Origin of the sequence: Enterococcus sp. DIV1375a, from assembly GCF_051712205.1 — a bacterium.
Lineage (GTDB): Bacteria > Bacillota > Bacilli > Lactobacillales > Enterococcaceae > Enterococcus > Enterococcus faecalis.
The window spans coordinates 299,219-318,079 of record NZ_JBIOOM010000001.1 but is presented as its reverse complement, the minus strand read 5'-3'; the positions used below and the strand labels follow the sequence as shown (position 1 = coordinate 318,079).

The following is an 18,861-nucleotide window of genomic DNA, read 5'->3' as shown; positions in this document are numbered from 1 at the left end:
TTATGGGAATTTAGGGAATTGATCGAAATCTGGTGTCCGTTTTTCTTTAAATGCATCTCGGCCTTCTTGTGCTTCAGCCATTGTATAGTAAAGAAGTGTCGCATCACCAGCTAATTGTTGCACACCAGCCAAGCCATCTGTATCGGCATTTAAAGAGGCTTTAATCATCCGTAAAGCAATCGGGCTTTTGGTTAACATTTCTTCTGCCCACTCCATTGTCACATCTTCTACTTGATCCAATGGAACAACGGTATTAATCCAGCCCATATCTAAAGCTTCTTGGGCAGAATATTGTTTACACATAAACCAAACTTCTTTCGCTTTTTTATGGCCGATAACGCGCGCCAAGTAACCTGAGCCGTATCCACCATCAAAGCTACCGACATTTGGTCCTGTTTGCCCAAACTTAGCATTTTCCGCCGCAATTGTTAAATCACAGACTAATTGTAAAACATTGCCGCCACCAATGGACCAGCCTTTCACCATTGCGATGACTGGTTTGGGAATGACACGGATTAACCGTTGTAAATCTAATACATTTAAACGTGGAATATTGTCTTCGCCAACGTAACCACCATTACCTCGAACTTTTTGATCGCCACCAGAACAGAATGCTTGGTCACCTGCGCCTGTTAAAATAATAACCCCGACATCTTCTTTATCACGACTAATGTTGAATGCATCAATCATTTCCATGACTGTTTTTGGTGTGAATGCGTTGTGAACATGCGGGCGGTTGATAGTAATTTTTGCTACTTTGCCTTCTTGCTCAAATAAAATTTCATCATATTCTTTAATTGTTGTCCAGTTTCTCATTAGGAAACCTCCTTCATTAATCTCATCTTTTCTATTATACACAAGAATCGGCACTTTAGAGAAAAAGTCGCTTGAATTTTAAGAAAAAACATGGCTATTTCAAATTTTCTTCATTCCTGTATAATAAATAAAAAACCTTTTATTCTCTCTTTTATTAGAAAGGACTGATTACTATTCATCTTTTAGAGTATTTAGGCATCACGATTCAACAGGTTTCTGCTGAGAAATGTCAGCTTACTTTAGCGGTAAAAGACGTGCATAAACAACCCTATGGCCTTGTCCACGGGGGCTTAAACGGCGTCTTAATTGAAACTGCCTGTAGTTTAGGTGCGAACGAAAACGTTCCTGAAAACACTTTTGCTGTCGGCATAGACTTACAAGTAAATCATCTTCGTAGTGTCCATGATGGTAGCCTTACCGTGATTGCGACACCCGATCACTCAGGAAAGACCCTTCAAGTTTGGGAAGCAAAAATTTATAACGCAGACCACCAATTGACGAGCGTGGGGCGTTGTACCTTAACAAATCGACAAAAAAAACAGTAATCTTTACAGGTTACTGTTTTTTTGTTTATGGTTTTTAATAAGTAATTAGATTACTTCGTTTATTTAATTTTAGTACCAACCATTTGCTAACCAGAATGATTTAGCTGCATCCCATGAACCATAGCGACCTGCTACGTACTGATCTGCCACGCGTTCTTGGTTGGCAGGTGAATAGTCACCATTTAAATAAGAGGCAGATAATTGGTAACGACCGATATACTGACCGTTTGTTGCATCGTAAGAACCACTAGATTCACGTTGTGCGATCCACTCTTTTGCATCACTGCTTGCGGCAGGTGCTGCTGGTTGCGCTACTTCTTGAGCAACAGGTTGTTGTACTTCTTGTTGTACTGGTTGTGCAACAGGTTGTTCAACTACTTGTTGAACTGGTGCAACTTCTACAGCTGGTGCTGGAGTATTAGCAACTTCTTTTTCTGAACGAATAACTAATTGTTCTCCTTCAAAAATTAAATCAAGGTTTGGCAATTTGTTATCAGAAGCAATTTTTTGAATTAAGCTATTGTCTCCTGCAAATTGATGAGAAATTGTTGATAAAGTATCTCCTGCTTTAACTGTATATAAGCTTTCTGCGTTTGCGTCTGTTCCTAAGAATAATCCTAAACCTGCGGCCAAAGTTGTTCCAAGTAAAATCGTTTTGATTGATTTCATGTATGTTTCTCCTTTGTAATTAAAAATATTTGATTGTTGCTCTTAGCTCTCGGCAACAACCACGTCTGCTTCGCTTTATCGAAACGACTTCACATACTTTATCATCGAATGGCCGGCCGTAGGTGAATATCTCGTGACAATTTATTACTAGAATGTCGGTTTTTTTACATTTTGTAATAAAAAGCTACTGGAAGCTTGATATTACCCTGTTTATATTTTGCGAAAAAAAGTTAAAAAAACAGGATTTTATTTTTGGGAAACCGTTTTCTAACCCTTGATTAGCCATTAAATGTCGGTTTTTTTACATTCGTTTCAGTCAAAAAGCAACAAAATGTTAAAGATACTAGACATGAGAATGTTTTTTTTAAAACTCACGCCTAAAAAGAACAGGTGTTTTCTTTGAATTTTTTTATCATTCACTATTTTTATTTTTCCTTCTATTATATAGATAAGATAAATTTTTTGTCGTATTCGCTTTTTCGATTCTGAAAAAACACTAAGCACTTCCTATTGAAAAAAAAGAGTTAAACAAAAAAATCTTATATTTTGCTTGTTATTTATTCATTTTAATCTTATTCAAAAAAGGAACAGCTAAAGCAACTACGAAAACAAAGTATTGAAAATAAAGCAGAATAAATATTCATTTTTATTGTAATTCACGAATAAAAAACAAATAATCACTCGAACGCTTGTTATTTAAAAACGTAATCAGTTTTTTCTCTTTCTATTTTCCAATCTATGAGTAATAAAATATATGAATCTACATTTAAGTCATTTTATTATCAAATATTCTGAATATTATAAGAATTGGAGTTTTATCTATGAGTGACAAAGAACAACTTGAGAAATTAGACAAATCCTTTCTGGGACAACCGAAAGGACTAGCAACACTGTTCTTCACAGAAATGTGGGAACGTTTCAGTTACTACGGCATGCGTGCTATTCTAATGTATTACATTTACGATACCGTAGCCAATGGCGGTTTAGGTCTCCCCAAAGCAACTGCCTTAGCCATCATGTCCATTTATGGATCAATGGTTTTCATGTCCAGTATCATTGGCGGTTGGGTCTCTGACCGTGTCTTAGGTTCAAGGAAAACTGTTTTTATTGGTGGTTTGTTAATCATTGCTGGACATATTGTTCTCGCTACCCCATTTGGTGTCCCCGCCTTATTCGTTTCTATTATGTTAATTGTATTTGGGACTGGGATGTTAAAACCAAACGTTTCAGGGATGGTTGGCCATCTTTATTCAAAAACTGACTTACGTAGAGATGCAGGCTTCTCCATTTTTTACATGGGGATTAATATCGGAGCCTTAATCGCTCCCCTTGTTGTCGGAACTTTAGGACAAGAATATAATTATCATTTAGGCTTTTCCGTTGCTGCAGTAGGGATGTTCTTCGGGCTACTACAATATTATTTCCAAGGACGTAAATCTCTGGCTGGAATTGGTCAGGCCCCAACTAATCCAATGTCTAAAGAAGAGCAAAAGAAATTTGCTAAAGCATTTATGCTGGCAATTATCGTTGCTTTACTTATTTTTGGTGGCGCCTATGTCACAGGACATTTAACAATTGATTTCTTTATTAATACCATCAGCGTGTTAGGAATCCTGTTACCTGTTTATTATTTCAGCAAAATGTTAACGTCTAAAGATGTCACTGCTGAAGAAAAACCAAAAGTTCTGGCTTACTTGCCATTATTCTTAGCAGCAATTGTTTTCTGGTCATTGGAAGAACAAGGTTCGTCTATTCTTGCTCTATTTGCAAATGAACGGACGCAAACGAGTTTGTTTGGCTTCCCGATTGCCGCTAGCTGGTTCCAATCATTAAATCCTGTATTCGTAGTTATTTTGACCCCTATTTTTGTTACATTATGGACAAAACTAGGTAAACGTCAACCATCAACAGTTGTGAAGTTTTCACTAGGGCTAGTCTTTGCTGGTCTTTCCTTCGTCTTATTAATGTTGCCAGGTATACTTTATGGTACCGAAGGACGGGTGAGTCCACTTTGGTTATTCTTTAGTTTCTTCATTATGATTGTCGGAGAAATGTGTTTATCTCCCGTTGGCTTATCGATTACTACAAAATTAGCACCGAAAGCTTTCGAAGCTCAAACCGTTGCTATTTGGTTATTAGCAGATGCCGCTTCACAAGCCATTAACGCTCAAATTGCTCGTTTCTATACACCCGGAACAGAGTCAGCATATTTTGGGATTGTCGGACTTGTAGCTGTCGTTGCTGGGATTCTCTTATTCATTGTGAAAAAACCAATCCAAAACTTAATGGGTGACGTCCGTTAAACCGTCAAAAAGTTGCCTTTCTCTTTTTTGAAAGGCAACTTTTTTATACAGCGTTTTAATAACGTTTTCATCAAGTGGTATACTAAATAGAAGGAGGACGAGGACATGCGTTACTTAATTGGCGGTATTTTTTTTTGATTAGTATCTGGCAATTCATTGTTACTGGACGGACATTTTCCTACTTAAAGAAAGAGAGCGGCAAAAGAACCTCACCATTTATTCTGTTAGGACTATGGAGTAGTTTAGTGTTTGCTATTATTTCATTTGCTGTGGCGATTGCTTCTTTCTTTTATGTGAGTTTTTAGTAGAAGGCTAGCCATAAGTAAAGGAGCGAGATTGCTAATCTCGCTCCTTTACTTATTTATTATGGTTGTTTTCCAATATAAGCTAAAATCCCACCATCAACATATAAGATATGTCCGTTAACAAAGTCAGAAGCGTTAGATGCTAAGAAAACTGCTGGGCCAGCTAAGTCTGCTGGTGTGCCCCAACGATTAGCAGGTGTTCGTCCCAAGATGAATTCGTTAAATGGATGCCCTGGTTCTCTTAATGGCGCCGTCTGTGGCGTTTCAATGTAGCCAGGTCCAATCCCATTACATTGAATATTATATTGTCCATATTCAGAAGCAATATTTTTCGTTAACATTTTTAGTCCGCCTTTTGCTGCCGCGTACGCACTAACTGTTTCACGACCTAGTTCACTCATCATTGAACAGATATTGATAATTTTGCCATGACCCTTTTCAATCATATCTGGAATAACCGCTTTTGCCATAATAAATGGCGCATTCAAGTCAACATCAATCACTTGACGGAACTCTTCTGCTGACATCTCCACCATTGGAATTCGTTTAATAATTCCCGCATTATTGACTAAAATATCAATAGAGCCGACTTCTTCTTTAATCTGAGCAACCATCGCTTGAACTTGCTCTTCATCAGTGACATCACACACATAACCACGTGCTTCAATCCCTGCAGCCCGATAATTTTCCAAGCCTTGTTCAACTGATTCAGGAGATAAGTTATTAAAAACAATTGTTGCTCCTGCTTCAGCTAGGGATTTCGCAATCTCAAAGCCAATCCCATAAACAGCACCTGTAATTAACGCTACTTTTCCATCTAATTGAAAATCATTCATTTTAAATTCCATGTTTTCTCCTCTTTCTTTGGTTTATTTTAATTGATCCATTGCAACCATATCCATGTCTGTGTACGTAATATTTTCTCCGCACATGGCCCAAATAAAGGAATAATTACTTGTACCAACCCCAGAATGAATTGACCAGCTTGGTGAAATGGCTGCTTGTTCATTACTCATTACTAAATGTTTCGTTTCGTCTGGTTTACCCATCATGTGGAAAATCCGCGTATCTTCTTCCATATCAAAATAAACATACGCTTCCATACGACGTTCATGTGTATGACAAGGCATTGTATTCCAAGCGCTACCTGGTTCTAAAATGGTGTAGCCCATTTGTAACTGGCAACTTTCACAAACGTTCGGATGAATGTATTGGTAAATTTTACGTTGGTTCAATGTTAATGGATCACCCGTTTCCATTGGGGTAATTTCATCAATACTAATTTTTACGTTGGGATATTTATGATGTGCTGGCACACAACTAATGTAAAATTTCGCTGGATTATCAGGGTTTTCTGAAGAAAAACGAACATGTTTTGTTTCTTTCCCAATATAATAGCCATCTTGTTTTTTCATTGTTTCTTTGGCGCCATCAATTTCAATAAAGCCTGGTCCCCCAATATTAATAACCCCTAGTTCACGGCGTTCTAAGAAATAGTCAACCCCTAATTCTTTGTCCAAAATAATTTCTAATTCTTCTGTGGTCGGTGTCACACCACCAAAAATCATCCGATCATTATGTGTGTAGGTTAAGCTGATTGCACCTGGAATAAAAACTTTCTCTACTAAAAATTCATCTCTCAATTGTTCTGTTGAATAGTGACGGATATCCGCCGGACTATGTGTATAACGTGTTTCCATATTTTGCATAACTAAAATCTCCTATCTATTTATTTTTCCTGAGCCCGTTGCCAAAAAAGCAAGGACTTCTTTTTGACTAAATTGATTACAATCACCATGGACAGTATGTTTTAACGCACTAGCCGCTGTCGCAAAATCAATGCAGGTTTGTGGATCATAGGCAGCTAATATGCCATGTAAAACCCCACCAGCAAACGCATCACCGGCACCGACACGGTCAACAATCGGTTGTAATCGATGACATTTGGACGTATAATACGCACCTTTGTACCATAGCGTTCCGATTAATTCATTATCTGTCGCTGAATGAACTTGACGTTTGGTTGAATAAAATACTTGAATGTTGGGATAACGTTCTTGCATTTTTCGGTAGTACCACGTTAATGCATCTTCAAGTTCTTCCTCTGGTTCTGGAATCTCCAGTAAATAACGAGCATCTAATACCCCAGCTGAACAAATATCAACAAATGGAAGAATGGCCTTCAATGCCACGCTCGCTTCTTTCTGGGACCAAAGTTTCCCTCGATAATTAATGTCAAAACTTACTTGGCACCCTGCTTGCTTCGCTGCTTTAACTAGCGCAACCGTCATACTTTGCCAATTTTTTGATAACGCCGCTGTAATTCCTGAAATATGAAAGAGCTCTACTCCTGAAAACAGCTCATGTAAGTCCCATTCCATTTCTTCGATTTGAGCAAAGCTTGAATAGGCGCGATCATAGACAACACTGGCTGCTCGTTCTCCTGTACCAGTTTCCAAGTAATATGTTCCTAGGCGTGTTCCGCCAGTTCGTACAAATTCCGTTGAAACCCCATAACGACTCAAATGCTTTTTGGCGGCTTCTCCTAATGAATTATCGGGTACTTTACTAGCAAAAGTCACTTGGTGGCCATAGTTCGCTAACGAAATCGCTACATTCGCTTCACCACCGCCGTAATGTACAGCGAAATTTTCTGTTTGTGCTACGCGTATTCCGACAGGCGTGGACAAACGCAACATGATTTCTCCCAATGTTACGACTTTCCCCATGTGCCTACACCCCTTTGATTGCTTGGAATTTTTCCATATAGGCTTGGGCAACCTCACGAACTTTTTCAAAATCCCCAGTTGCTGCTGGCGCTAACAGATTGCCACCAACACCGACGGCCGTCACACCTGCAGCAAACCACTCGGCCATATTTTCCAAACTGACACCACCCGTTGGCATAATATTTAACTGAGGCAATGGCGCTTTAAATGCCGAAATAACACTCGGTCCATAAACACTTCCCGGAAATAGTTTAATAATATCTGCTCCGCTTTTCAGTGCTTCTTTCATTTCTGTGATGGTCATACAGCCTGGCAAGTAGGGAACTTGATATAAATTGCAAATTTTAGCGGTTTCTTCATCGAAGCTTGGACTCACAATATATTCAGCCCCTGCTACAATAGCTAAACGAGCAGTCGTAGCATCCAAAACTGTCCCCGCACCAATGACTACGTCAGGATTTTCTTTGTATAACGCAACTAATTCCTGAATCACTTCTGTTGCTTGAGGAACAGTAAAGGTTAACTCAATCCCCCGCATACCGCCTGCTACAATAGCTTGACTAGCTTTTAGCGCTTCCTCTTTTGTCTTTCCGCGAACCACAGCAATCACGCCAGCATTTTCTAATTTTTGTAAAATTGATACTCGCTTCAACAGACTCCCTCATTTCTTATTTAGAAATATATATTTATTATAAAGAAATTCACAACTTCATTATACAGATAAAAAAAGAAAATGCAAACGTTTTTATAAAAATAAAAAAAGAAAGCCAAACAAAAATCTCAATCGACTTTTGTTTGTCTTTCTTTTTCTACTATAATTTCGCTTCAATCGCTGCTTTTGTTGCTAAAAGGGCTTGATTAATCGTCGTTTTATTTTCCTCTGTCAAACGATATTTCGGCATGCTTACACTAAAAGCACCCGCAATTTCGCCATCTTTCATTAAAGATACTCCGCTACAGAAAATATCTTGTTCAATTTCTTCATCATCGTAAGCAACCCCCGTTTGTTGCACTTGTTTTAATTCTTTTTTCAAACGCAAGGGATTGGTAATCGTATTTTCGGTATAGGGAATTAATGTCTGCGTATCTAAATATTGTTGCACTTGTTCTTCCGAAAATTCTGCTAAAACGGCTTTACCCATGGCCGAATTATACAAAGGTCGAGTAATTCCCACTTTCGAGGACATGCGAATCGTTTGATTTTTCGGTTCTAATTTATTGATATACAGAATTTCATTATTATTTAAAATCCCTAAATGAATGGTTTCATCGACCGTATTTTGAAGGTTTTCTAAATAAGGTACCGCAATTTCAGCTAAATCGATTTGCTCCACACTTTGATTCGCATAGCGAATCAATTTTGTTCCTAAGCGGTACGTCTTGTTCGTGTCTTTTTGAACATAGCCAATTAATGTTAAGGTTTCTAAAATTTTGATTGCCGTTGATGCCGTCATTTCGGTATTCTTTGCAATTTCCTGTAAGGTTTGATCGGGTTGTAAACTTAGACAGTCCATGATTTTAGCCGCTTTTAACAAGACTGTTCCGTAAGGTTTTGTTTCTTTCATCGAAACCCTCCTTTTCCATATAAGAAATTATATAGAAAAATAAAGAAATTGCAAGAAAAAAAGAACTCGAAGATTCATTCAGTAACGTTTTACTTTCACTTCAGGTCTTTCTCCCAGTCCTATTTCATTCTTATTTTCTTTTCTTTAACTCATCAGAAACATCTGCATCCTTAGGAATTAAAAGATACTCACTGACTTCTGTGGTTTCATTAAATACGACATATAATTTTTGTTCTTCATCGAAATCGCCTAAATCAATCGCTACGTAATTAGGACAAACTTCTGAGATACCATGAAACATTTGACTAAAGATTTTTTTCGTCATCCCCACATTACGATGCTGCTCTTCTGCTTTTTCCACCGCACTTTGTAACGTATATCCTTCATCTAAAAAACGCTTGATCCAATGCACTTTGACGACTGTATGTAACCGATATTTCCGTGGACCGTTTGCGTCTTTCGCAATGGAAGAAATATACCCTTTTTCTTCCCAATAACGAAGTTGACGTGGCGAAACTTCAGCAATTTCACTTAGTTCACTAATTCCTATCAACAAATTTTCTTCATTTAATAAACGCTGAATCATTTTTGACCACATTAGTTTAACTTCCTTTCCCTTATCCTTTCCTTAATTGTAGTTTTTTTTACACCTTTGTCAAGTAAGTTGACAAAGATTCTAATTAGTTGTAAAGTAGTTAATGCAATTTAATTTGAAACTTACAGAAAAAGGAGCGATATATGTGACTTCACAACAACCTGTGGATATTCACGGAAAACCTTATAACCGGTCGTTACTAGTCGGCGTTTTACTAATCGGAACATTTTGTACGATTTTAAACCAAACACTTTTAACGACGGCCTTACCTACATTAATGAAAGAATTTGATATCTCAGCTTCAAGTGTACAGTGGCTAACCACTGGATTCCTACTTGTGAACGGCATTATGATTCCCATCAGTGCTTGGTTGATTAACAAATTTAGTTCAAAAAAATTATACATAACAGCGATGTCAACGTTCTTAATCGGAACCATCATCTGTTTTGTAGCGCAAGACTTCGGCATGTTATTGACTGGACGTCTTGTTCAAGCCGCAGGGGTCGGCGTATCTATGCCTCTTTTACAAACAATTATGCTTTCAATTTTCCCGCCTGAAAAACGTGGCGCTGCCATGGGCACAACGGGAATTGTTATCGGATTAGCACCCGCTTTAGGTCCAACATTATCTGGTTGGATTATTGATTCTTATACATGGCGTGACCTTTTTGGGATGGTCATTCCAATTGTCGTTTTAGTCCTAATTTTGGCTTCATTCTTAATGAAAAATGTCATCCAATTATCTAATCCAAGTATCGATGTCTTATCGGTCATTCTTTCTACTCTCGGCTTTGGTAGCTTACTTTACGGCTTCTCAAGCGTTGGTGATAAAGGTTGGGGTAGCCCGCAAGTCTATGGATTCTTAATTGTTGGTGCGATTGTTTTATGTCTTTTTACATATCGACAATTGCATTTAGAACAACCTTTCTTAGAACTACGCGTTTTTAAATCAAAAGTCTTTACTGTTGCGGCCATTTTATCTGGCGTAACCAACATGGCAATGATTGGTGCCGAAATGGTTTTACCTTTGTATATCCAAAATATTCGTGGCGAATCTGCCTTCCATTCAGGGTTAATGCTTTTACCAGGAGCGTTAGTCATGGGACTTATGATGCCAGTAACTGGTCGCATTTTTGATAAAATTGGTGCCCGTCGTCTTGCGATTACCGGGATGTTTATTTTAACAGCTGCAACGTTACCGTTTGCTTTCTTAACAAAAGCAACACCTATTATTTATATCATTGTCCTATATGCGATTCGGATGTTTGGTATTTCGATGGTCATGATGCCTGTGACAACTTCTGGCATGAATGCTTTACCAATGAATTTATTAAGTCACGGAACTGCTGTAAACAACACCTTCCGACAAGTAGCCAGCTCAATTGGAACAGCTGTTTTGATTAGTGTTTTAACAAATGTTACCAAAGGCGGCTTACCTGCATCAGACTTATTAAAAACAGCCCCACTCGCTTATCGCGATCAAGCAACAAACGCAACATTAAACGGCTATCACGCAGCCTTCTTCGTGGCAACAATCTTTGGCGTTCTCGGCTTGGCGATTACTTTCTTCTTAAATAAAAAAGAAGCGATGCCGGTTAAGGAAGTAGGTGCAATGAAATAATGATTATTTTTCTTTTAATCCTTTGCGTGTTAGGCTTTGCCTACACAAATGTATTTGGCCGAAAAGTCTGGCATAAATTCTGTATGGTTATTTTTGGTTTAGGCTTCTTAGCTTCGTTAAGTCTTATCGTTTTAAACGATAAAGATCATTTTGGTATGACCGAAGTTACTCAGGACAAAACGTTTGAACTAAAAAGCAGTAGCGCAAGCAAAGATGGCCCCAACATGTTATTGTACCAGCCGTTGGGCGATGGTTCCGAAAAAGTTTATTTATATAACACACCAGATAAAAAGAAACTACAAAAAACAGGAACGGAAAACGTCACAAACACAGTTCAAAAAGATGCTCAAAAAGCCACATTAGTCCAAAAAACGACGAAATGGTCCTATCAAGAGTCTTGGGCCAAAACACTATTTGGCCTTGCTGACAACGATAACCAATTTGCAAAACAAGAAAACACCTTCAATGTTGCTAGTGACTGGCTAGTTTTAAGTGCTGATCAAGCCAAAAAATTAGGCGAATATATGGAACAACATGCCGCTGATATCAAAAAAGAAGGGACTGAAACAGTTGGCAAAAAAATGATGGCCGCTATGATGGCGAATCCATCAATGTCCCAAGAAGAACAAGCGAAACTCACCGAACAATATACCAAAGAGTTTCAACAAGAATTGATTCAGAAAATTCTTAGTGACATGAAATAAAAAAGCGAGCTTGATAGGATCATCAAACAAGATGTGACTACCAAGCTCTTCTTTTTAATTATAAATCGCTTTAATCGGATCCATCCTCGAGGCACCAATTGCTGGAATAATCCCGAAAAAGATACCTGTGAAGACAGAAACCAATGTTGAAATGGCAAAGATGGACGGCGTAATAATTGGCGTAATCGAAATATACCCACCGACCACAGTTGCCAATAAGTAGCCGCAGCCGACACCAATCAAACCACCAATCAATGTGATAAACGCTGCTTCCATTAAAAATTGGAATAAAATGACTCGTGGTTTAGCACCAATGGCCCGACGAATCCCGATTTCTCGTTTCCGTTCCGTGACGGACACATACATGATGTTCATGACGCCAATTCCCCCGACTAATAGGGAGATTGCAGTAATTGCCATCAGAAACATTGTCATACCCGTGACCATTTCTTCCATTTGTTGTTGGAGTTGTTGGTCTTGGTCGTTTTCTTTAAACGTTCCTTTCACTTCAGGATGATTTTCACTTAAAATGGTGATTGCCTGTCCTAAAATTGCTTCACGGTCCGCTCCCTCACGAACCTTAATATTGATGCCACTAATTGCTTTTGTTTTCGCTAATTTATTATATGATTCTCGAGAAACAAAACTGCTCATAGCAGTTGCCCAATCATCGTTCATGCCCAAACTATCTAAATCTTTTGGTGCTAAAATACCAATCACCTTGTACATATAACCACCAATTGAAACAGCTTTTCCAATGAGTTGGCTAGGATCATCAAGCCGAATTTGCGCTTCAAAGATATCATGATTTAAGACAATCGCATCTGTATTTGCATCGCTCGGTTGAAAATCACGACCATATAAAATATCATTCTGCCCTTTAGTCGACGTAATGGATAAATTCGCTTGCGCCCCAAAATAATCCATTGGTACAAACAAATTGTCTCCGCCCCCCATCATTGATTCACCATATTGAGGATAAATACTTTCAATTCCTTGAATGTCTTGTAATTTTTTCAAGTCCACTCGGCTAAACGTATAATCTGGCTCTTCGTAGGACATAAAATTGTCACTGCTACCATCCGACATTGTATAATGAATCTTCAAAACATCCGCGTTCACTGCACTGGATGCCTTCACAACTTGACGCTTCATCCCTTCACCTAGCGCAGAAATCGTTACGACTGATGTAATCCCAATAATAATCCCGACCATCGTTAAAAATACCCGCAACTTATGCGCCTTTAAGCTTAAAAAAGTACTAACAAATAAATTAGCAATCATCTAATCACCTCTTCTTCCAAAAAGCGACCATCTTTCATATGAATCACTCGTGAGGCATATTTTTTCATATCTTCATCATGTGTCACCATGACGATTGTTTTGCCCTGTTCATTCAATTCTTTCAATAATTCCATAATTTCTGTACCCGTTTCACTATCCAATGCCCCAGTCGGTTCATCAGCCATAATCAATAATGGATCATTCACCAAGGAACGAGCAATGGCTACTCTTTGTTGCTGTCCTCCAGAAAGTTCAGTAACTTTTGATTTGGCTTTTGTTTCCAAACCGACAATTTTTAGGTATTTTTCAGCAATCGCTTTTTTCTCAGCGCGGCTTTTTTTCCCTTCATAAACACAGGGCAATTGAACATTTTGACTAACATTTAAAGAATTAATCAAGAAAAATTGTTGAAAAATAAATCCTAGATATTCATTGCGAAAGGCTGATTTTTTATTTTCAGACAATTTTGAAACATCTGTTCCTGAGAAATGATAACTTCCGTCTGTTAAGCGATCCAAGAAACCAATAATGTTCATCAGCGTTGTCTTACCGCTACCGGACTTCCCCATGATTAAAATGAACTCTCCTTGATGGATGGTCAAGTTCAATTCTTTTAAAACATGTAGTTTTTCCTTACCTACTGGATAGAACTTGTTAATGTCCCGCAATTCAATGAGGGGTTGATTTGTATTGTTTGCTTCCACCATCAAGCCCTCCTATTTCGACGCATCTGTCATTGATTCGTTGGTTGCTGATTCATCAGAAGCAATCGCTGCATCTGATTCCACAATATCACCGACTTTTACTGGTTTTTTTGAAGAAATAACCACTCGGTCGGCTGATTCTAAGCCAGATTCAATCGCCATTTTGTCTCCATTTTCTTGCCCGACTTGGACATCACGACGAATGATGGTTCCAAAATCATTCACTAAAACGTAGGCCTGTTCACCCTCTTTTTGAATTGCTTTTTTCGGTAACTCAATCGCCCCTAAATCGCCTAAATCAATGGTTGCTTGCATATGATAGCCATTTTTGACTTTGTCTAAATTGGCCAACGCAATTTTGACGCTATAACTAGACATCGTCGTGCCGCCCTCTGGATTGCCACTCGCGGCATCGCTGTTGCCTTCAGGAGGATTATCATCGATGTAAGAAATTGAGCCATCCACAACCACATTATTGGAAACAGAAGTTAGTTTAGCTTTTTGCCCAACACTAATTTTAGTCAAGTCCTTTTCATTCACTTTCCCAGCTAAATAAAGATCTTCTGAAGTTAACCGTAAAATCGGTGAGTTGGCATCTTTTACTTCTGGAATTGATACGCGACCTTTGAAATTAGCCTTTGTGGAAATATATTGCTTCGCTCCTAAATCCGCTAAGGTTTCATTGGTGAAGGTAATCTCTTCATCTACTGCATCAACTTCTGTTTGATATTGTTCATTTAAATCATCCCCAGACATCGTGCGGTCTTCTTCTTTAGTTTTATTAAATTTATCAATGGCCCGATTCCACTTATTATAGATATTCGCCCGCTTCGTTTCTAATTTGGCTAAGCTATTTTGTTGTGCCTCAATTTCTTTTGTGACCGCCTCATCTTCATAAGTAAATAATTCTGTGCCTGCATCTACGACATCGCCGTTTTTCACCTTAATCTCTGGATCCTTTGTTATTTTTTGATCGCGCGCAAAGGCTTCCATTTGTTCCGGTTGGATGACACCATTAATATAAATTTGCTGCAAGTCAGGAACGTCAAAATAGTCAATTCCCCAGTCATCTTTAGGCGCTTGCTTGACAGCTACTTGTTGTGCATTTTTATTTAACGCATTCACAGTTACGATGCCCCCAACCGCAATTACCGCAACTGCCCCCAATATAATTATCGTTTTCTTCTTCATTTTCTTCGTTTCATCTCCTCATTCTGTCTATTTTCCCCAACAAACTAAATTGCTCGGTCGTTCACTTATACCTATTTAACCATGCTTGAATTCAAGAAACAAGGGCCTTTCTCTAGGCCTTTAGTCTGATTTATTTCATTTTTGTTCATTTTTTTATTTATTTCACGACAATAAACAACCATTGTTGGGTCTTTGTGTTTCAACAATCAAAAAAGGTTATTTTTATGTTATTTATAACTAAACTATGCGCAATCGAGATTTTTTGCTTCTTTTTTTATTTAAGGTACACTAGAAGAAACAATTGAAAGTGAGGGCTTGCCATGAAAGTCATTATTTTTGGCGGTAGCGGTTTTTTAGGTCAACAAATCGCGAAAATTTTAGTTCAACGCCAACATCAAGTCATCAGTGTTTCACGTCATGGAAAGCCTACCACGCTCTCCGCATCTTGGAGCCACCAAGTGCAGTGGGTATGCTCCGATGTTACTCGTGACACGAATTGGCAAGAACAAGTCCAGCGTGCTGACTGGGTCATTGATACAGTAGGTATTTTATTTGAAAATCCACGAAAAAAGAAAACCTATCAACGGCTAATTCTGACGCCCGTGAAAAAAATCAGCTCTTTTTTAGCACAACAAAAAAAGCCAGCTAAGTTTTTATTTATTTCAGCCAATACTGTTCCTTTCCCTTTGAGAAAATATATGGATGCCAAATTGGCAGCGGAGGAACTAATCCACCAAGAAGTCGCCGAAGCGGTGATTTTTTATCCTAGTTTACTTGTAGGTCAAGAACGTACCGGCACCATACTTTTTAGTAAATGTATTTATTTTTTTAAGAAAATCCCCTTTTTAAAGAACTTATTTATTGGCTATGATCCCGTGCCTGTGGCAGAAATGGCACAAGAAATTGTTCACGTTTTAGAAGGCGGCAATTCTATTTATACACACAGAAGGACCCGCTAACAATTTATCTCTCAATCGTCTCTGTCTAGAGGCGGTTTTTTTGTGTTACAATACAACTGTTCGAAGGAGAGAAGAAGCATGAAAAAAATTGCCATTATTGGCGGCGGCATTATCGGAATGACGTTAGCTAATTATTTAGATCCACAAAAATTTGACATTACCGTTTATGATGAAGGGCTCGGCCAAGCGACTAAAGCGAGCGCCGGGATTATTTCCCCTTGGCTATCCAAACGTCGGAATAAGAAATGGTACCAATTAGCGCGAGAGGGCGCTGCCCTATTTCCAAAGCTAGTCAAAGATTTTCAGCTGACGGAGGATATTTATCGTCAATCAGGGACTGTCATTTTGCGCCCGGCAGCCGCTTTGGCAGACTTAGCCCATTTGGCAGAAGAGCGTAAGCAAACTGCACCTGAAATTGGAGAAATCACGATGTTGTCAGCAGTTCAAACAGCGAAGTTCTTACCGCTACTTAAGGAAACTCCCTCACTTTTTATTTCTGGCGGCGGTCGCCTAGATGGACCAGCTTATCTAAACCATCTTCAGAAACGCGCCGAAGCCAACGGGGTCACTTTTTGCTCACAACGGGCGCACTTTCGACAACTGAATCAAGGGTGGGAAATTGTCACAAATTCAGAAAAAAAGAGCGTTGATTTTCTCGCTTTAACACCTGGTCCTCATTTAAAGGAATTACTCGCTACTTTAAATTTATCTGTGGACATTCGTCCCCAAAAAGGACAATTATTAGTTTTCGAGACCCCTTTTACAAACAGTCAGCAATGGCCTGTTGCTATGTTAGATGGCGAAGCCGATTTAATTCCTTTTAATCAAGGAAAAATTTTATTAGGTGCCACCCACGAAAATGATCAAGCCTGGGATTTAGAAGAGACTGTTAGCGCTTTTCAACAACTAACTTCTGGGACTGCGCCATTTCTAAAAGAAGCAGAGCAGCTTTTTAAGCAACCTATGCATTACCGCGTCGGTACACGTGCTTATACATCCGATTTCGCTCCGTTTTTTGGCCCTTTGCCAGAAATGCCCCACCTTGTGGTTGCTAGCGGACTTGGTTCATCAGGACTCACTACTGGCCCATTCATTGGTTACCAATTAGCTGAATACTTCAATACAGGTGCCTTCAAAGGAGAGCTTTATCAAAAACCACTTAGTCAATATGTAAAAAACAACCCCTCACTTTAATCAGTGAGCGGTTGTTTTTTTCCCTTTAATTAAGAAATGTGAAGTATCTTGGTAGAAGGATTTTGTTATTATGCTACTTGTGGTCGCGCATAGCGTTCTACGTTTTGTTTAATATTTTTAACCGTTTCTGGATCTTCAATGCCCGTTACTTCAGCGATCACTGTATCAACACTTTCTTGGTCAAGCATTTCCTGTAATTGACGGCTTTGTTCATCTTCTGGATCATGATAATTAAAGACAATACCAATCATTGCTAATAAATGCGGCGACACTAGATTGCGTTCCTGTAATTCACGGATTGGTCGAATAAACCGTTCTTGCGCACCTAATTTTCTGATTGGTGTCCGTGCTACACGTGTAATAGCATCTGAAATATATTTATTTTGGAAACGTTGAATAATTTTTTCAATATAGGCTGCATGTTCTTGTTCATCAAAATTCCATTTGGCCACTAAAAGTTTACCGGTTTCCTGCAAAACTGATTTGAGTTGTGCTACCACTAAGGCGTCCTGCATCGCTTCGTCAATGGTTTGATAGCCTAACAACGCCCCTGTATAGGCAACTGTAGCATGGCCAGTGTTTACACTAAATAATTTTCGTTCAATATACGGCTCTAAATCAGCAACGTAATGAACGCCTTCTAACTGAATCTCTTTGGCTTTTCGGTTGGTATCATCAATGACCCATTCACAAAAAGGCTCAACTTGAACAAAAAGTGGGTCTTCATGTTTTTGTAATGGAACAATCCGATCAACCGCCGCATCAGGAAAACCAATCCATTGTTCAGCATAAGCTGGATTTTTCAAATATTTGGCCACTTCTTCTGCTAAAAAGGTTGAACCACCAATCATATTTTCACAAGCGATAATATCCAGCGGCTTTTGGCAATTTGCTTCGGCACGTGCATCAATTCCTTGGGCAATTAATTCAGCAATTCTTGGTAAAATATTAGGACCAATCGCCGTCGTGACTAAATCGGCTTCCGCAATTGCTTCTACTACTTTTTCTGGTTCTGTCATGTTATTTAACCCAGTCACATTTTCAACGTTAATTTGTTGATGTGAGGCATCAGCCAATTCAATTGTATAACTTTTACGTTCTTTTAACGCTTGAATGATGGTTTCATTAACATCCACAAACGTAATATGAAACCCGTTTTTAGCTAAAATTTCGCCGATAAAGCCGCGTCCAATATTTCCTGCTCCAAAATGTACTGCATTCATTCTTATTCTCTCCTTTAAGCAATGGCTAAATTTTCTGTTATTTCTTCTTTACTTAATGCATCGGCAAGTTGCACCACGTTATCCATATCACTACAATAAAGTGCAATTTGTTGGACTAATTGCAAATGTTCTTCACCGACTCCGGCAATCCCAAATAATACGGTAGCAATTTTTTCATCTTCTTCGGTGCCAAAATTAACGCCCTCTGGGACTTGCACTACACAGATTCCTGATTTTTTCACTAATTTTTTGGCTTCTTCTGTTCCATGAGGAATGGCAATAAAATTCCCCATATAAACAGATAGCAATTGGTCTCTTTCAATCATTGCTTCGATATAAGCGGGCTCAACACAGCCTGCCTCGACTAGTTTTTCGCCGCAAAAGCGAATAGCTTCTTCTTTTGTATTAAACTGTTGATTTAATTCAATTGAAATATTCGTAAGATTTTCCATTG

Annotated in this window: 19 protein-coding genes and 1 pseudogene; 7 read left to right on the top strand and 13 right to left on the bottom strand. The window is 38.6% G+C overall.

All coding sequences use genetic code 11. From position 1 onward, the window contains the following. Positions 1 to 870 carry a 1,4-dihydroxy-2-naphthoyl-CoA synthase gene (gene menB, locus IGJ63_RS01620; protein ID WP_002383695.1) on the bottom strand — a complete coding sequence of 290 codons (870 nt, stop codon included), beginning with the start codon at positions 868 to 870 and terminating at the stop codon, positions 1 to 3. Positions 871 to 980: 110 nt separating this feature from the next. Between menB and IGJ63_RS01615 the strand changes: the two genes are divergently transcribed. Continuing rightward, entirely contained in the window at positions 981 to 1,361 is a 381-nt protein-coding gene (locus IGJ63_RS01615; RefSeq protein WP_156190052.1) for a PaaI family thioesterase, read from the top strand. A gap of 69 nt (positions 1,362 to 1,430) precedes the next feature. Here IGJ63_RS01615 and IGJ63_RS01610 read toward each other — a convergent pair whose 3' ends face one another. Next, positions 1,431 to 2,030, bottom strand: coding sequence for a LysM peptidoglycan-binding domain-containing protein (locus IGJ63_RS01610; RefSeq protein ID WP_002355317.1), 600 nt, complete (start codon positions 2,028 to 2,030; stop codon positions 1,431 to 1,433). Positions 2,031 to 2,851: 821 nt separating this feature from the next. Between IGJ63_RS01610 and IGJ63_RS01605 the strand changes: the two genes are divergently transcribed. Then, positions 2,852 to 4,333: a peptide MFS transporter gene (locus IGJ63_RS01605; RefSeq protein WP_010816291.1), complete on the top strand. Its 1,482-nt coding sequence runs from the start codon at positions 2,852 to 2,854 to the stop codon at positions 4,331 to 4,333. Between the two features lie 105 nt (positions 4,334 to 4,438). Further along, positions 4,439 to 4,638: pseudogene (locus tag IGJ63_RS01600) on the top strand (hypothetical protein). Between the two features lie 59 nt (positions 4,639 to 4,697). On the opposite strand, the gene IGJ63_RS01595 reads toward IGJ63_RS01600, so the two are convergent. The 6 genes from IGJ63_RS01595 to IGJ63_RS01570 form a co-directional block, all read right to left on the bottom strand. After that, a complete protein-coding gene (locus tag IGJ63_RS01595) occupies positions 4,698 to 5,486 on the bottom strand; it encodes a gluconate 5-dehydrogenase (RefSeq protein WP_002355302.1) in 789 nt (262 codons plus the stop codon). 21 nt (positions 5,487 to 5,507) lie between these two features. Next, positions 5,508 to 6,347, bottom strand: coding sequence for a 5-dehydro-4-deoxy-D-glucuronate isomerase (kduI, locus tag IGJ63_RS01590; RefSeq protein ID WP_002355301.1), 840 nt, complete (start codon positions 6,345 to 6,347; stop codon positions 5,508 to 5,510). A gap of 12 nt (positions 6,348 to 6,359) precedes the next feature. Then, positions 6,360 to 7,367 (bottom strand): sugar kinase, encoded by a 1,008-nt coding sequence (locus IGJ63_RS01585; RefSeq protein WP_101731667.1) that lies wholly within the window; start codon positions 7,365 to 7,367, stop codon positions 6,360 to 6,362. A 4-nt stretch (positions 7,368 to 7,371) separates the two neighbouring features. Next, on the bottom strand, positions 7,372 to 8,019 hold the full coding sequence (locus IGJ63_RS01580; RefSeq protein WP_002397542.1) for a bifunctional 4-hydroxy-2-oxoglutarate aldolase/2-dehydro-3-deoxy-phosphogluconate aldolase: 648 nt from the start codon (positions 8,017 to 8,019) through the stop codon (positions 7,372 to 7,374). A gap of 160 nt (positions 8,020 to 8,179) precedes the next feature. Next, positions 8,180 to 8,932, bottom strand: a complete 753-nt coding sequence (locus IGJ63_RS01575) for an IclR family transcriptional regulator (RefSeq protein ID WP_002355294.1) — start codon at positions 8,930 to 8,932, stop codon at positions 8,180 to 8,182. 130 nt (positions 8,933 to 9,062) lie between these two features. Next, positions 9,063 to 9,530, bottom strand: a complete 468-nt coding sequence (locus tag IGJ63_RS01570) for a MerR family transcriptional regulator (RefSeq protein ID WP_002383688.1) — start codon at positions 9,528 to 9,530, stop codon at positions 9,063 to 9,065. A gap of 100 nt (positions 9,531 to 9,630) precedes the next feature. Here IGJ63_RS01570 and IGJ63_RS01565 point away from each other — a divergent pair, with 100 nt between their 5' ends. Then, entirely contained in the window at positions 9,631 to 11,148 is a 1,518-nt protein-coding gene (locus tag IGJ63_RS01565) for an MDR family MFS transporter (RefSeq protein WP_002419220.1), read from the top strand. Then, complete coding sequence (locus IGJ63_RS01560; RefSeq protein WP_033601160.1) at positions 11,148 to 11,852, top strand: DUF4811 domain-containing protein; 705 nt, start codon at positions 11,148 to 11,150, stop codon at positions 11,850 to 11,852. The genes IGJ63_RS01565 and IGJ63_RS01560 overlap by 1 nt, the downstream gene beginning before the upstream one ends. Before the next feature lie 54 nt (positions 11,853 to 11,906). On the opposite strand, the gene IGJ63_RS01555 is transcribed toward IGJ63_RS01560, so the two are convergent. Genes IGJ63_RS01555 through IGJ63_RS01545 form a run of 3 tightly spaced genes read right to left on the bottom strand, consistent with a single transcriptional unit; the run spans position 11,907 to position 15,031 of the window. After that, positions 11,907 to 13,136 carry an ABC transporter permease gene (locus IGJ63_RS01555; RefSeq protein ID WP_002355288.1) on the bottom strand — a complete coding sequence of 410 codons (1,230 nt, stop codon included), beginning with the start codon at positions 13,134 to 13,136 and terminating at the stop codon, positions 11,907 to 11,909. After that, a complete protein-coding gene (locus IGJ63_RS01550; protein WP_002383683.1) occupies positions 13,133 to 13,843 on the bottom strand; it encodes an ABC transporter ATP-binding protein in 711 nt (236 codons plus the stop codon). The genes IGJ63_RS01555 and IGJ63_RS01550 overlap by 4 nt, the downstream gene beginning before the upstream one ends. A gap of 9 nt (positions 13,844 to 13,852) precedes the next feature. Continuing rightward, positions 13,853 to 15,031 (bottom strand): efflux RND transporter periplasmic adaptor subunit, encoded by a 1,179-nt coding sequence (locus tag IGJ63_RS01545; RefSeq protein WP_002355284.1) that lies wholly within the window; start codon positions 15,029 to 15,031, stop codon positions 13,853 to 13,855. Positions 15,032 to 15,351: 320 nt separating this feature from the next. Between IGJ63_RS01545 and IGJ63_RS01540 the strand changes: the two genes are divergently transcribed. Together IGJ63_RS01540 and IGJ63_RS01535 are read left to right on the top strand one after the other, a co-directional pair. After that, positions 15,352 to 15,990, top strand: a complete 639-nt coding sequence (locus tag IGJ63_RS01540; RefSeq protein ID WP_002383681.1) for an NAD(P)H-binding protein — start codon at positions 15,352 to 15,354, stop codon at positions 15,988 to 15,990. 78 nt (positions 15,991 to 16,068) lie between these two features. Beyond that, positions 16,069 to 17,184, top strand: a complete 1,116-nt coding sequence (locus IGJ63_RS01535) for an NAD(P)/FAD-dependent oxidoreductase (RefSeq protein ID WP_002383680.1) — start codon at positions 16,069 to 16,071, stop codon at positions 17,182 to 17,184. Positions 17,185 to 17,252: 68 nt separating this feature from the next. Here the strand turns inward: IGJ63_RS01535 and IGJ63_RS01530 are convergent, their stop codons facing one another. Both IGJ63_RS01530 and IGJ63_RS01525 read right to left on the bottom strand, forming a co-directional pair. Next, positions 17,253 to 18,407 (bottom strand): mannitol-1-phosphate 5-dehydrogenase, encoded by a 1,155-nt coding sequence (locus tag IGJ63_RS01530; RefSeq protein ID WP_002355280.1) that lies wholly within the window; start codon positions 18,405 to 18,407, stop codon positions 17,253 to 17,255. 14 nt (positions 18,408 to 18,421) lie between these two features. Beyond that, positions 18,422 to 18,859 carry a PTS sugar transporter subunit IIA gene (locus tag IGJ63_RS01525; protein ID WP_002355279.1) on the bottom strand — a complete coding sequence of 146 codons (438 nt, stop codon included), beginning with the start codon at positions 18,857 to 18,859 and terminating at the stop codon, positions 18,422 to 18,424. Positions 18,860 to 18,861 lie beyond the last annotated feature (2 nt).